Below are 13,499 nucleotides of genomic sequence, written 5' to 3' on the forward strand. Positions count from 1 at the left end.
AGTGCGGATCGGCATCGTGTGCCCGTACTCCTTCGACGTGCCGGGCGGTGTGCAGAACCACGTGATGGACCTGGCCGAGGCGCTGATCGGGCTCGGTCACGAGGTCAGCGTGCTGGCCCCGGCGGACGAGGACTCGCCACTGCCGCCGTACGTGGTCGCGGCCGGGCGGGCGGTCCCGCTGCCGTACAACGGGTCGGTCGCGCGGATCTCGTTCGGCCCGGTCTCCACGGCCCGGGTCCGGCGCTGGCTGGCCCGCGGCCACTTCGACGTGCTGCACGTGCACGAACCGCTCACGCCGAGCCTGTCGCTGCTGGCCGTGCTGAGCGCGGACGGCCCGGTGGTGGCCACGTTCCACACCGCGATGACCCGGTCCCGTGCGCTCGCCGCGGTGCAGGGCGCGCTGCAGATCGTGCTGGAGAAGGTGACCGCGCGGATCGCGGTCAGCGCGCTGGCCCGCCGTGTGCAGGTCGAGCACCTGGACGGCGGCGCCGTGGAGATCCCGAACGGCGTCGCGGTGGCGAAGTTCGCGGACGCGGTGCCGCTCGACGGCTGGCCCGGCCCCGGCGGCGCGATAGGTTTCCTGGGCCGGTTCACCGAGCCGCGCAAGGGCTTCCCGATCCTCCGCCAGGCGTGGGTGTCGCTGGCCCGGACGCGGCCCGGCCTGCGGTTGCTGGTGGCCGGCCCAGGCGACGGATCGGACCTGCTGGAGACCATCCCGGCGGAGCTTCATGATCGGGTGTGCTTCCTCGGCATGGTGTCCGAGGAGGACAAACCGCGCATGTTGCGCAGCGTCGACGTCTACGTGGCGCCGAACACCGGCGGTGAGTCGTTCGGCATGATCCTCACCGAGGCGATGGCCGCCGGGGCCGCGATCGTGGCCAGCGACCTGGACGCGTTCCGCCGCGTGGTGGACAACGGCCGCGCCGCCGTGCTGTTCCCGGTCGGCGACGTGGCCGCGCTGGAGAACGCGCTGGCCGGGCTGCTCGACGACGCGGAGCGCCGCGCCGAGCTGTCCGCGCTGGCCCGCCGCGCGGTCGCCGCCTACGACTGGCCGTCGGTGGCCCGCCGGGTGCTGGAGGTCTACGAGACCGCGATCGAGGCCACGGACGGCCGTGTCCTGGAAGCACCGCAGGTGATCGAATGACTACGATGCCAGGCATGTGGTGGTGGGTCGGCGCGGCCGTCGTGGTCTCGCTGCTCGCCGCCTACCTGATCTGGACCGACCGGCGCGTCGAACGCCTGCACGCGCGCGCCACGTCCGCCGCCGCCGCACTCGACGCCCACCTGCTCCGCCGCGCCGCGGCCGCGGCCGTGCTGGCCGAACAGATGGACGCGGTCGAGCTCTACGCCGCCGCCCGGATCGCGCTCGACGCCGGCTCCCGGCTGGACGGCGGCGACCCCCGGCTCGGCGCCGGCGCGGACTCCGGCGAGCGCGAGGCGGCCGAGAACGACCTCACCCGCCAGCTGCGCCGCCTCGCACCCAGCGCGGACCTGGCCACGGCAGAGCCGGTGGTGGCGGCCAGCCGCCGGGTCGCGCTCGCCCGCCAGGTCTACACGGACTCGGTCCGGGACGCGCTGATCAACCGGGACCGGCCGCTGGTCCGGGTCTTCGGCATGGCCCGGGGCCACGACCGCCCGCGCTACTTCGACATCGACGAGCCCACGCTGACGCCGTCACTGACCGAGCCACCCCGCCAGCTCACCCCCCGCGAAGCGCCGTCGTCGTCGCCCGTCAAGGGGTGATGAAGGGCGATGTCTCCGCTCATCGGCGGAGAGCGCGGCTCACCTGCTCCGGCGGAAGCCGAGCCGCCTCGGGGCTGAACCGAAGTGCCGCTTCCGGCGTGGTGCTATCGCCTGCTCCCGATTCTGTTGCCCATTCCCGCCAAGGCGCTGAGCACGTATACCTGGCCCGGCGGCCCGCGCGGCGTGGGTGGCCGGCCCGGCGTGGGCGCCCTGACGGCTCGGGCGGCCGCGCGGCTCGCGCGACCCGGTGGGTGCGTTCGCTGCGGTGGCGCCGGTGCCGCGGTGGGGCGCTGAGCCTTCGGTGGTCGCGTGCGTCGTGATTCTCGTGGGCGGCATCGGCGGCCGGTGGCTCGGACGAAATCGACATGCCGGAACTGTGGCTGCCGATCCCGGCCGGGTTTGCAGGCCACCTGAGGGTTGATTGGACATCGGCTGGGCGGCCACTCGGGCGTACCGTCGCGGGGTCGATCTCACTCTCGAGGAGCGTTCCGTGTCCGAGAACCCGGAAAACCCAGGTCAGCCCGTTGTCGGCAGCGCGCGGGTGAAGCGCGGCATGGCCGAGATGCTCAAGGGCGGCGTGATCATGGATGTGGTCACGGCGGAGCAGGCGAAGATCGCCGAGGATGCCGGCGCGGTCGCGGTCATGGCGCTGGAGCGGGTGCCCGCGGACATCCGGGCGCAGGGCGGCGTCTCCCGGATGAGCGACCCCGACATGATCGAGAGCATCATCGCGGCCGTGTCGATCCCGGTGATGGCGAAGGTGCGGATCGGGCACTTCGTCGAGGCGCAGGTGCTTCAGGCGCTCGGCGTGGACTACATCGACGAGTCGGAGGTGCTGACCCCGGCCGACTACGCGAACCACATCGACAAGTGGGCCTACACGGTGCCGTTCGTCTGCGGCGCCACCAACCTGGGCGAGGCGCTGCGCCGGATCACCGAGGGCGCCGCCATGATCCGCTCCAAGGGTGAGGCCGGCACCGGCGACGTCTCCAACGCGACCACCCACATGCGGAGGATCCGCGGCGAGATCAAGCGCCTCACGTCGCTGCCAGAGGACGAGCTGTACGTCGCGGCCAAGGAGCTGCAGGCGCCGTACGAGCTGGTCAAGGAGGTCGCCGAGACCGGCAAGCTGCCGGTCGTGCTGTTCACCGCGGGTGGCATCGCGACCCCGGCCGACGCCGCGATGATGATGCAGCTCGGCGCGGAGGGTGTCTTCGTCGGCTCCGGCATCTTCAAGTCCGGTAACCCGGCGCAGCGCGCGGCCGCGGTGGTCAAGGCCACCACGTTCTACGACGACCCGGACGTGATCGCGAAGGTCTCCCGTGGTCTGGGCGAGGCCATGGTCGGCATCAACGTCGACGACATCCCGGTGCCGCACCGCCTGCAGGAGCGGGGCTGGTGAACGGCGACCCGACGATCGGCGTCCTCGCGCTGCAGGGCGACGTCCGCGAACACCTGGCCGCGCTGGCCGAGTGCGACGCGCTCGCCCGGCCGGTGCGCCGTCCCGCTGAGCTCGACTCGGTCGACGCGCTGGTCATCCCGGGTGGCGAGTCCACCACGATCGCCAAGCTCGCGGCCGAGTTCGGGCTCTTCGAGCCCGTACAGAAACGGATCAACGACGGCATGCCGGTGTACGGGTCGTGCGCCGGAATGATCATGCTGGCCGGGACCGTGCTGGACGGCCGGCCGGACCGGCCGCCGTTCGGCGGGATCGACATGACGGTGCGCCGCAACGCGTTCGGCCGGCAGGTCGACTCGTTCGAGGCCGCGGTCGAGATCGCGGGCATCGACGGCGACCCGTTCCACGCGGTCTTCATCCGTGCGCCGTGGGTCGAGGAGGTCGGCCCGGCGGCGCAGGTGCTGGGCCGCGTCACGTCCGGTCCGGCCGCCGGTAGGATTGTTGCGGTTCGGCAGGGGCACCTGCTCGCCACCGCCTTCCATCCGGAACTCACGGGTGATCTCCGAGTGCACGACGCGTTCGTCGAGATGGTGCGGGCGAGCTAGACGCAGACGACTACGGGAGGCATGTGATGTCCGGCCACTCCAAGTGGGCAACCACCAAGCACAAGAAGGCCGTCATCGATGCCAAGCGTGGCAAGATGTTCGCCAAGCTGATCAAGAACGTCGAGGTCGCCGCCCGCACCGGCGGCGGCGACCCGGCCGGTAACCCGACGCTCTACGACGCCATCCAGAAGGCGAAGAAGAGCTCGGTGCCGAACGACAACATCGACCGCGCGGTCAAGCGCGGCTCCGGCCTCGAGGCCGGCGGCGCCGACTGGCAGACGATCATGTACGAGGGCTACGGCCCGAACGGCGTGGCGCTGCTGATCGAGTGCCTGACCGACAACCGGAACCGGGCCGCGACCGAGGTCCGCACCGCGCTGACCCGCAACGGCGGCAACCTGGCGGACGCCGGCTCGGTGGCGTACATGTTCTCCCGCAAGGGCGTCGTGATCGTCCCGAAGACCGACGGCCTGACCGAGGACGACCTGCTCATGTACGTGATCGACGCGGGTGCCGAGGAGGTCAACGACCTCGGCGAGGCCTTCGAGATCGTCTCCGAGCCGACCGACATGCCCGCGGTCCGGTCCGCACTCACCGACAACAAGATCGAGTACGACTCGGCCGACACGAACTTCGTCGCCTCCGTCAACGTCCCCCTCGACGAGGAGGGCGCCCGAAAGATCTTCAAGCTCATCGACGTCCTCGAGGACTGCGACGACGTCCAGAACGTCTTCGGCAACTTCGACATCTCCGACGAGGTCATGGCCGCCGTCGACGCGTGACGGCCCCGCGGAGATCCCCTCGGCGCCCGCGCCGGGGGGATCTGTCGTCTCCCGCCACTGCCGGCCGGGCGGCGCAGGTCCAGCCCGATGTTGCGGGACCGGCGCGCAGACCTGGCCCACGATTGCTCATCCGGGCATCCCGCGCCCCGCAATGTCGGTGTTCATGGAGCCTTCGGGGTCAGCGTGGCCTGCCGCGAGCTTCCGGGATTCAGCGAGCCGCGCTCGCCGCTTCGGTGCCGGCGGACGAATCGCCGGGCTTGCGTTCATCGCACTAAGATCCCGCTTGATCCCGGAACTCCGGGCCGCGCACGAGTGACGAGGCGGCGAGGCGTGCAGGCAGACGTGGCGGTGGCCGGGCCGCGGTGGGGCCGATACGCGGCACTCGCCGTCGCGGTAGGCGTGATCGCCGTGGGAGTGCCACCCCTGATCGCACCGCCCGGCGAGCCCTCGGCTCCCGTCGCGGCATCGGCACCACCGGTGACCCTGAGCCAGAGCCCAGCACCGGCCGCGAGCCCCAGCCCGAGCCCCAGCCCGAGCCCCGGCGAAAGCCGGAGCCTGAGTGAAAGCCCCAGCCCGAGCCCGCCCCCCGGCCCCGCGCGGTGCGTGGACGCCGGTGCCTCGCCGCGGCCGGCCTGTGCGGTCTACACCACCGCGCTCGGTTCCGGCTGGTCCGCCGAGGGCGTCGGGGTGAAGGTCGTACCCGCCGGCTTGGTGCCCGGCACCGAGATCGTGGCGCTGCGCGTCGAGCCGAAGGAGAAGACCGCCTCGGTCTCGCTGGTCGCGTCCGAGCCGTTCACCGTCGCCGACGGCACCGTGCTCAAGCTGCGGATCTACGGCGGGCGGCTGCACGGCACGGTCGCCCGGCTCGCGCTCTCGCCGACCACCGAGTTCGCCACGGACCGGCCGGCCACGCTGAACGCGCCGGTCGACGAGTGGGTGCCGTTCACCGTCCCGGTCGCCGATCTGCTGCCCGGTGGCGGGCCGATCCGGCGCATCGACGTGGAGATCGCCACCGAGGCGGTGCCGAACGCGTACCGGTTCTTCATCGACGACGTCGCGTTCGTGGCGCCGTGAGCGGGCAGCTCGTCGCGCCGGCCGCGATCGCCCGCGCGGTCCTGCTCGGCCGTGCGGTCGTGACGATCACCGCGGCCGCGGCCGGGCTGCTGCTGATCGAGGAGCGGTGGCGGGTCCCGGCCGTGATCGTGCTGGTGGTGGCCGCGACCGCGGTGCAGGTCGCGGTGCTCACCCGCCGCGCGGCGGCACTGGTCCGGTCCCCGTGGCCGGCGCTGCTCGCGGACCTGCTGGTGGCCGGTGGCGTGCTGGCGCTGAGTCGCGGCGGCACGGCGTTCTTCTGCTATTCGGCCGGTGCGGCCGCGCTGGCCGGTGCGCTGCTCGGCATGCGCGCGCTGCCGCTGTGGGTGGTGCACGCCGCGCTCGGCTTCGCGTCCGCCGCGGTGCTGCTCCGGCAGAGCCGCCCGTCGCCGGAGGTGACCGCGTTCGTCGCCGCGTTCCCGGTGCTCGGCCTGCTGGCCGGCGTCGGCGCGACCGTGGCGACCGCCGCGCTGGTCCGGTACGTGGAGCTGACCGTGGCCGTGGTCGCGTCCGCGCAGCGGTCGGCCGCCGCGTCCGAGCGTGCCCGGCTGGCCCGGGAGCTGCACGACTCGGTCGCGAAGACGCTGCGCGGGGTCTCGTTCGCCGCGGTCGCGCTGCCGCAGTCGCTGCGCCGCCATCCCGCGCTGGCCGAGCAGCTGGCCGACACGGTCTCGCGCGGCGCCGAGGTCGCGGCGCGGGAGGCGCGTGAGCTGATGGAGGGCCTGCGCGCGGACGATCCCGGCCAGGACTTCGGGTTCGGCGTGGCCCGCGCCTGCCGCGACTGGGAACTGCGCACCGGCGTACCGGTCCGTACCCGGATCGACGACGTCGACCCGCCGCTGGAGACCCGGTACGAGCTGCTCCGGATCCTGCGCGAGGGCCTGACCAACGTCGAACGCCACGCCCGCGCGAGCACGGTCTGGGTCGAGCTGATCGGCGAGCCGGGCGCGGTCGAGCTCACCGTCGCGGACAACGGCGTCGGCTTCTCCGCCGGCGGCCTCGACGAGCTGCGCGCGGCCGGTCACCTCGGCCTGGTCGGCATCCACGAGCGTGCGACCGGCGTGGGCGGCGCGGTCGAGGTCCGCTCGGCCCTCGGCCGCGGCTCGCTGCTGCGGGTCCGCGCGCCGCTGCCCACCGAGGTCTCCGCGTGATCCGGGTGCTGGTGGTGGACGACAATCCGATCGTCCGGGACGCGCTGCGGTCGCACCTGGACGCGTCCGGCACCGTGCTGGTGGTGGGCGAGGCCGGGGACGGCCGCGCCGCGCTGGCCGCCGCGCGCCGGTTGCGGCCGCACGTGACGCTGCTCGACTACCGCATGCCGGTCGCGGACGGCCTGTCGATCGTGGCCGAGCTGGCCCGGATCACCGCGGTGCTGGCGCTGACCAGCGAGGACGCCGGCACGGTGGTGAGCGAGATGCTGCGCGGCGGCGCCCGCGGATACCTGGTGCACGGCGAGTTCGACCCGGCCGAGCTGGTGCGCGCGGTGACCGTGGTCGCGTCCGGCCGGAGCTGGCTCTCCCCGGCCGCCGCGACCGTCGCCGCGGAGGCGCTGCGCCGGGCCCAGGAGGCCGCCGAGGCCGGGGCGAGAGCAGATCAACGGCATCGGGAGATCCGGCGACGGTACGGCCTGACGCCCCGCGAGCGCGAGGTGCTGGACCTGGTCGCGGAGGGGCTGGCCAACGTGGTGATCGCCGAGCGGCTCCGGCTCACCGAGAAGACCGTCAAGAACCACCTGCACGCGGTCTTCACCAAGCTCGGCGTCCGCAACCGCACCGAGGCCGTGCTCCGCTGGACCGGCCGGCAGTAGCACCGGCTGGGACTTTCGGCTCAGGAAAACCGGCCGCGGCGGCTCTAGCGTGCTGGCGAGCACGTGATGAACCGCATCGCCGGAAGGACGCCGTGAAACTCCACCGCCTACCCAGAGGCCTCAGCCTGGTGCCGGTCGCGGCGCTGGCGCTGGCCGTCAGCGCCTGTTCCGTGACCACCGTGCCGACCGCGGGCGGTTCGTCCGCGCCCGCGCTGGTGCTGCCGACCTGTATGCCGTCGGAGTACGCGGAGCAGCTGGCCACACCGGCCGCGCAGGCCGGGCTGACCATGCCGCCGTGCGCACCGGCCACCGGCACGCCCTCGGCGTCCGCGCCGGCCGCGGCCACCCCGACCGCGGCGGCCACCTCGGCGGCGCCGGCGCCCAGCGCGACCCGGCCCGCGGCCGAGCCCACCGTGACCACGCCGGTGAGCGTGCCGTCGTTCAGTGACGCGCCGCCGCGCGCGCAGTACCGCGAGCTGGCGGCGAACTGCACGATGACGCACCGGCGCGGGGACGACCCGATCGTCTTCCCGGGGCTGCCCAACGCGTCGCACGACCACACGTTCGTCGGCAATCCCAGCACGGACGCGTTCAGCACGCCGGAGAAGCTGGTCGGCGGGAAGACCTCGTGCCAGGACCCGAAGGACGGGTCGGCGTACTGGTTCCCGACGCTGCTGCAGAACGGCAAGCCGCTGACGCCGCAGCAGGTGACGGTCTACTACAAGTCCGGCGTGGACGACTACCGGACCGTGCAGGCTTTCCCGGCCGGGTTCCGGCTGCTGGTCGGCAACGCCAAGGCACCCGCCGGTGAGCAGTTCGCGGGCACCTGGAGCTGCGGCGGGCAGACGCTGACCACGATCCCGGCGTCGTGCCCGGACGGTTCGTCGCTGATCGTCCGGTACAAGGCGCCGAGCTGCTGGGACGGCAAGCACCTGGACACGGCCGACCACAAGTCGCACATGGCGTGGCCGGTCCGTGGGAAGTGCACGCCGAGCCACCCGGTGCCGCTGCCGATGTTCGAGATGAAGGTGCCGTACAAGCTGCCCGGCGGCGTGACCAAGGGGCTGACGCTGTCGTCCGGCGCGCCGAACACGTTCCACTACGACTTCGTGAACGGCTGGGACCAGGCGCGGCAGGTCGAGCTGATCAAGCACTGCGTGAACGGTGGCCGGCAGTGCAACGGCGTGGGGTACGACCAGCACAAGCCGTGACCGGGGACACTTAAGAAACGGAACGGTTCCGTATCGCAAAGGCGAAGCGTAGTCTCGCTGACGGATACGGGACCGTTCCGTATCGTAAATCGTCCTTGGGGGGACCGCGGATGGATCCGCAGACCAACACAGGTCACCCGCGGCGCTGGGCCATTCTCGGCGTCCTCGTGATCTCGCTGCTCGTCGTGGTGCTCGACAACACGATCCTCAACGTCGCGATCCGCGTGCTCGCCGACCCGCGCGAGGGCCTCGGTGCCACCCAGGCCGAGCTCGAGTGGGCCGTCAACTCGTACACGCTGGTCTTCGCGGCCCTGCTGTTCAGCTTCGGCATCCTCGGCGACCGCTGGGGCCGCAAGCGGTTCCTGATGGCCGGCCTGTTCGTCTTCGGCCTCAGCTCGCTGGCCTCGGCGTACGCGCAGAGCCCGGAGCAGCTGATCGCGATGCGCGCGCTGATGGGTCTCGGCGGCGCGGCGATCATGCCGGTCACGCTCTCCATCATCTCGGTCGTGTTCGACCCGCGGGAGCGCGCCAAGGCGATCGGCCTCTGGTCCGGCTCGGTCGGCCTCGCGGTCGCGATCGGCCCGATCCTCGGCGGCTTCCTGCTGGAGCACTTCTGGTGGGGCTCGGTCTTCCTGATCAACGTGCCGATCGTGCTGCTCGGCATGGTGCTGATCGCGGTGCTGGTGCCGGAGTCGCGCAACCCGCACCCGGGCCGGCTCGACCTGGTCGGCGTGCTGCTCTCGGTGGTCGGCCTGACCTCGCTGGTCTACGGCATCATCGACGGTGGCGAGAACGGCTTCGACCAGCCCGCGGTGTGGGCGTTCATCGTGGCCGGCCTGGCCGTGCTGACCGGGTTCGTGGCCTGGGAGCGGCGGTACGCCTACCCCTCGCTGGACGTCAAGCTGTTCCGCAACGGCCGCTTCTCTGCCTCGATCGCGTCCATCGGCCTGGTCTTCTTCGCCAGCATGGGCACGTTCTTCTTCATGAGCTTCTACCTGCAGCTGGTCCGGGACTACTCGCCGCTGCAGACCGGCCTGCTGCTCCTGCCGTTCGCGGTGGCGCAGCTGGCGTTCGCGCCGCGCAGCGCCGCGATGGTGCACCGGTTCGGCGGCCGGGCCGTCTCCGCGACCGGCCTGGCGATCGTCGGCCTGTCGCTGCTCGGCTTCATGCTGATCAGCGCGGACACCCCGATCTGGGTGGTCGCGGCGCTGTTCTTCCTACAGGGCACCGGGATGGCGAACATCATGCCGCCGGCCATGGAGGCGATCATGTCCACGCTGCCGCGCGAGCAGGCCGGTGTCGGCTCCGCGATCAGCAACACGATCCGGCAGGTCTCGGTCGCGCTCGGCATCGCCGTGCTCGGTTCCGTGCTCGCCGCGGTCTACCGCAGCCAGGTGGCCGACGCGGTCACGGCGCTGCCGGAGACCGCACGCGACGCGGCGTCCGAGTCGATCGCCGGCGCGTACGCGGTCGCCGCGCAGGCCGGCCCGCAGGGTGCCCCGCTGGTCACCGCCGCGAACGACGCGTTCATCAACGCGGTGCACACCTCCGCGCTGATCGGCGCCGTCGTGGTGTTCATCGGCGCGCTCATCGCGCTGCGGTGGCTGCCGGGCCGGGAGAAGAACGCGCCGGAGTCGCGGGTCGAGCGCGCTCCCGAGGCGGCCGCGCTGCTCGAGGCGTAGAGCCGGCATCGAGACGTGGGGATGCCGGGCGGCGGTGAGGCCCAAGCGCCGCCCGGACGCACGTCGATACCGGCTCCCGGACGAGGCTGCGGATCCGCGACCGGCCGGGTCGCGGGCCCGCGCTGGTCGATCAGATCAAGATCAAGGAGAATGGGGACATGACACTCACCGCGCCGGAGGCGCCGCGATCTCCCGAGCAGCGCGCGCCGGGCCGTCCGCGGAGCAGCCGGGCGGACGAGGCGATCATCGAGGCCACGCTGGACCTGCTCGCCGAGGGCATGAGCATCGAGTCGCTGACCATCGAGGCGATCGCCGCCCGGGCCGGCGTCGGCAAGGCCACCATCTACCGCCGCTGGGCCGGCAAGGAGACGCTGCTCCGCGACGCGCTGCTGCGGCTCAAGGCCCCGCCGGCCGACCCGGACACCGGCAGCGTCCGGGAGGATCTGCTGACGCTGGCACGCTCGATCGCCCGCAACCGCGACCCGCGCGCCGCGCAGATCATGCCGTGCCTGGTGCCCGAGGCGATGCGCTCCCCGGAGCAGTACGAGCGGTACCAGCAGATAGTCGAGCCGCGCCGGCAGGTCATGCGCCAGGTGCTGCGCCGCGGCGTCGAGCGCGGCGAGCTGCGCGCCGACCTGGACATCGAGCTCACCCTGCTGATGGTCACCGGACCGGTCCTGATGCAGCGGATGCTGCACTGGAGCCCGAAACTGGACAACGACGCCGTACCGGACCAGGTCATCGACATGGTGATGAAGGCGATCAAGGCCTGAGGTGTGTCGCCGCGCCCACGGAAAACCGGCAGCGCTAAGGTGTCGAACAGATGTGCGGCCGAGCTTCGGGGAGGGGTGGGCGCGTGCGGGTGCTCGGCATCGACCCGGGCCTGACCAGATGTGGCGTCGGCGTGGTCGAGGGCGTGCCCGGCCGGCCGTGCACGCTGGTGGCGTACCACGTGGTCCGCACGGACACGTCCGACGAGCTGCCGCACCGGCTGCTGCGCCTGGAGACGGAGCTGAACGCGCTGGTCGGGGAGTACGCGCCGGAGAGCGTCGCGGTCGAGCGGGTCTTCGCGCAGCACAACGTGCGCACCGTGATGGGCACCGCGCAGGCCTCCGCGGTCGCCGTGCTCTCCGGTGCGCGCCGCGGGATTTCCGTGGAGACCTACACGCCGAGTGAGGTCAAGGCCGCGATAACCGGCTCCGGCGTCGCGGACAAGGCGCAGATGATCACCATGGTGCAGCGCCTGCTCCGGCTGGACGCGCCGCCCAAGCCCGCGGACGCGGCGGACGCGCTCGCGCTCGCCATCTGCCACATCTGGCGCGGCGGGACGAAGGCGCGCGTGGCAGCGGCGGCCGCGAAGATCGAGGCCGCGGTGCAGAAGGCCAGAATCCAGCAACGAAGGGGCTCCAGATGATCGCCAGCGTCCGGGGGAAGGTGCTGGCCGTCGCGCCGGACGCCGCCGTGATCGAGGTCGGCGGCGTCGGCATGGCCGTCCAGTGCAGCCCGAACACGCTCGCCGGCCTGCGCCTCGGCGAGGAGGCCCGGCTGGCTACCTCGCTGGTGGTCCGGGAGGACTCGCTGACGCTCTACGGCTTCGCGGACGACGACGAGAAGCACCTGTTCGAGCTGCTGCAGACCGCGTCCGGCGTCGGGCCGCGGCTGGCCCAGGCCGCGCTCGCGGTGCATACGCCGGAGGTGCTGCGCAAGGCGATCGGCGGTGGCGACACCGCGACGCTCACCCGCGTACCCGGTATCGGCAAGAAGGGCGCGGAGCGCCTGGTCCTGGAACTTCGCGACCGGATCGGGCCGCTGCCGATCGGCGCGGACGGCGTCACCGGACCGACGTCCGGTGCCTGGCAGACCCAGGTCGCGCAGGCGCTCACCGGGCTGGGCTGGACGCAGAGCCAGGCCGATCAGGCGGTCGCCATGGTCGCGGAGACCGTCGACGGTCCCACACCGCCGGTCCCGCAGCTGCTGAAGCAGGCCATCCGCCTGCTGGGCAAGACGCGATGAACGACGACGTCGTCGTCTCGGCCTACGCGAACCCGAGCGAGCGGGAGGCGGAGGCCAGCGTCCGGCCGAAGCGGCTGGAGGAGTTCATCGCGCAGCACCGGGTGCGTGACCAGCTCGACCTGCTGCTGAAGGGCGCGCTCGGCCGCGGCACGCCGCCGGACCACATCCTGCTCTCCGGCCCGCCCGGGCTCGGCAAGACCACGCTCGCCAACATCGTCGCGGCCGAGCTGGGCGTCGGCATCCGCACCACCAGCGGCCCGGTGATCGAGCGGTCCGGCGACCTGGCCGCGATCCTGACCAGCCTGTCCGAGGGCGACGTGCTGTTCATCGACGAGATCCACCGCATCGCGCGGCCGGCCGAGGAACTGCTCTACAGCGCGATGGAGGACTTCCGGGTCGACGTGGTGGTGGGCAAGGGGCCGGGCGCGACCGCGATCCCGCTGGACGTGGAGCCGTTCACGCTGGTCGGCGCGACCACCCGGTCCGGCCTGCTGACCGGACCGATGCGCGACCGGTTCGGCTTCGTCGCGCACCTGGACTTCTACGACGCGGCCGACCTGGAGGCGCTGATCCGCCGCTCGGCCGGCATCTTCGGCATCCCGATCACGGACGACGGCGCGGCCGAGATCGCCCGCCGCTCCCGGGGCACGCCCCGCATCGCGAACCGGCTGCTGCGCCGCGTGCGCGACTTCGCCGAGGTGCGCGCGGACGGCGTGATCACGCACGACGTGGCGAAGGGCGCGCTCAAGGTGTACGACGTCGACGACCTCGGCCTGGACCGGCTGGACAAGGCGGTCGTGCACGCGCTGGTCACGTCGTTCCGCGGCGGGCCGGTCGGCCTCTCGACGCTGGCCGTGGCCGTGGGTGAGCAGCCGGACACGGTCGAGGAGGTGTGCGAGCCGTTCCTGGTCCGGGCCGGGCTGCTGGCCCGGACGCCGCGCGGCCGGGTCGCGACCGAGGCGGCGTGGCGGCACCTCGGCAAGACGCCGCCGGGTCCGATTCTGCCCGGTCAGCCCGATCTTTTCTCGCGAGGCGGTGAGTAATCGTGGATCAACGGACCGCACGCCCCTGCTCGGAGTTTTCAGTCACAGGGGCTACACTCGCCGCGATCCGATAGACATTAATCTGCCTCCTCGCCCGCGCTCAGCCGGCTCCCGGGCAGACC

General features: G+C 72.5%; 14 protein-coding genes. All 14 read left to right on the forward strand.

The window, feature by feature from the left end; all coding sequences use genetic code 11:
* The first annotated feature begins 1 nt into the window (after position 1).
* The 14 genes from J2S42_RS32575 to ruvB all read left to right on the forward strand — a co-directional run bounded on the left by J2S42_RS32575 (position 2) and on the right by ruvB (position 13,377).
* Positions 2-1,144, forward strand: coding sequence for a glycosyltransferase family 4 protein (locus tag J2S42_RS32575; protein ID WP_307245373.1), 1,143 nt, complete (start codon positions 2-4; stop codon positions 1,142-1,144).
* A gap of 5 nt (positions 1,145-1,149) precedes the next feature.
* The gene (locus J2S42_RS32580; protein WP_307249160.1) at positions 1,150-1,743 is read left to right on the forward strand and encodes a LemA family protein; all 594 of its coding nucleotides are present in this window, start codon (positions 1,150-1,152) and stop codon (positions 1,741-1,743) included.
* Positions 1,744-2,233: 490 nt separating this feature from the next.
* Entirely contained in the window at positions 2,234-3,145 is a 912-nt protein-coding gene (pdxS, locus tag J2S42_RS32585) for a pyridoxal 5'-phosphate synthase lyase subunit PdxS (RefSeq protein WP_307245375.1), read from the forward strand.
* On the forward strand, positions 3,142-3,747 hold the full coding sequence (pdxT, locus tag J2S42_RS32590; RefSeq protein ID WP_307245377.1) for a pyridoxal 5'-phosphate synthase glutaminase subunit PdxT: 606 nt from the start codon (positions 3,142-3,144) through the stop codon (positions 3,745-3,747). Before pdxS ends, pdxT begins: the two co-directional genes overlap by 4 nt.
* Before the next feature lie 26 nt (positions 3,748-3,773).
* Positions 3,774-4,529, forward strand: coding sequence for a YebC/PmpR family DNA-binding transcriptional regulator (locus J2S42_RS32595; protein ID WP_307245379.1), 756 nt, complete (start codon positions 3,774-3,776; stop codon positions 4,527-4,529).
* Between the two features lie 603 nt (positions 4,530-5,132).
* Positions 5,133-5,603 carry a hypothetical protein gene (locus J2S42_RS32600; RefSeq protein WP_307245381.1) on the forward strand — a complete coding sequence of 157 codons (471 nt, stop codon included), beginning with the start codon at positions 5,133-5,135 and terminating at the stop codon, positions 5,601-5,603.
* The gene (locus J2S42_RS32605; RefSeq protein WP_307245384.1) at positions 5,600-6,772 is read left to right on the forward strand and encodes a sensor histidine kinase; all 1,173 of its coding nucleotides are present in this window, start codon (positions 5,600-5,602) and stop codon (positions 6,770-6,772) included. The genes J2S42_RS32600 and J2S42_RS32605 overlap by 4 nt, the downstream gene beginning before the upstream one ends.
* Complete coding sequence (locus tag J2S42_RS32610; protein ID WP_307245386.1) at positions 6,769-7,428, forward strand: LuxR C-terminal-related transcriptional regulator; 660 nt, start codon at positions 6,769-6,771, stop codon at positions 7,426-7,428. The genes J2S42_RS32605 and J2S42_RS32610 overlap by 4 nt, the downstream gene beginning before the upstream one ends.
* Positions 7,429-7,520: 92 nt before the next feature.
* Positions 7,521-8,639 carry a DUF1996 domain-containing protein gene (locus J2S42_RS32615; protein ID WP_307245388.1) on the forward strand — a complete coding sequence of 373 codons (1,119 nt, stop codon included), beginning with the start codon at positions 7,521-7,523 and terminating at the stop codon, positions 8,637-8,639.
* Between the two features lie 110 nt (positions 8,640-8,749).
* Positions 8,750-10,321 carry an MFS transporter gene (locus tag J2S42_RS32620; protein ID WP_307245390.1) on the forward strand — a complete coding sequence of 524 codons (1,572 nt, stop codon included), beginning with the start codon at positions 8,750-8,752 and terminating at the stop codon, positions 10,319-10,321.
* A 158-nt stretch (positions 10,322-10,479) separates the two neighbouring features.
* The gene (locus tag J2S42_RS32625) at positions 10,480-11,094 is read left to right on the forward strand and encodes a TetR/AcrR family transcriptional regulator (protein ID WP_307245392.1); all 615 of its coding nucleotides are present in this window, start codon (positions 10,480-10,482) and stop codon (positions 11,092-11,094) included.
* 83 nt (positions 11,095-11,177) lie between these two features.
* A complete protein-coding gene (gene ruvC / locus J2S42_RS32630; protein WP_307245394.1) occupies positions 11,178-11,735 on the forward strand; it encodes a crossover junction endodeoxyribonuclease RuvC in 558 nt (185 codons plus the stop codon).
* Entirely contained in the window at positions 11,732-12,334 is a 603-nt protein-coding gene (gene ruvA / locus J2S42_RS32635) for a Holliday junction branch migration protein RuvA (protein ID WP_307245395.1), read from the forward strand. The genes ruvC and ruvA overlap by 4 nt, the downstream gene beginning before the upstream one ends.
* On the forward strand, positions 12,331-13,377 hold the full coding sequence (gene ruvB / locus J2S42_RS32640) for a Holliday junction branch migration DNA helicase RuvB (RefSeq protein WP_307245397.1): 1,047 nt from the start codon (positions 12,331-12,333) through the stop codon (positions 13,375-13,377). Before ruvA ends, ruvB begins: the two co-directional genes overlap by 4 nt.
* Positions 13,378-13,499: the final 122 nt, after the last annotated feature.

Source organism: Catenuloplanes indicus (assembly GCF_030813715.1).
Classification (GTDB): Bacteria; Actinomycetota; Actinomycetes; order Mycobacteriales; family Micromonosporaceae; genus Catenuloplanes; species Catenuloplanes indicus.

Excerpts from the sequence above, each read along its gene's own strand:
- J2S42_RS32580 (WP_307249160.1), top strand. The coding sequence starts at position 1,150 with ATGCCAGGCATGTGGTGGTGGGTCGGCGCGGCCGTCGTGGTCTCGCTG.
- J2S42_RS32620 (WP_307245390.1), top strand. The coding sequence starts at position 8,750 with ATGGATCCGCAGACCAACACAGGTCACCCGCGGCGCTGGGCCATTCTC.
- J2S42_RS32625 (WP_307245392.1), top strand. The coding sequence starts at position 10,480 with ATGACACTCACCGCGCCGGAGGCGCCGCGATCTCCCGAGCAGCGCGCG.
- ruvB (WP_307245397.1), top strand. The coding sequence starts at position 12,331 with ATGAACGACGACGTCGTCGTCTCGGCCTACGCGAACCCGAGCGAGCGG.
- J2S42_RS32595 (WP_307245379.1), top strand. The coding sequence starts at position 3,774 with ATGTCCGGCCACTCCAAGTGGGCAACCACCAAGCACAAGAAGGCCGTC.
- ruvA (WP_307245395.1), top strand. The coding sequence starts at position 11,732 with ATGATCGCCAGCGTCCGGGGGAAGGTGCTGGCCGTCGCGCCGGACGCC.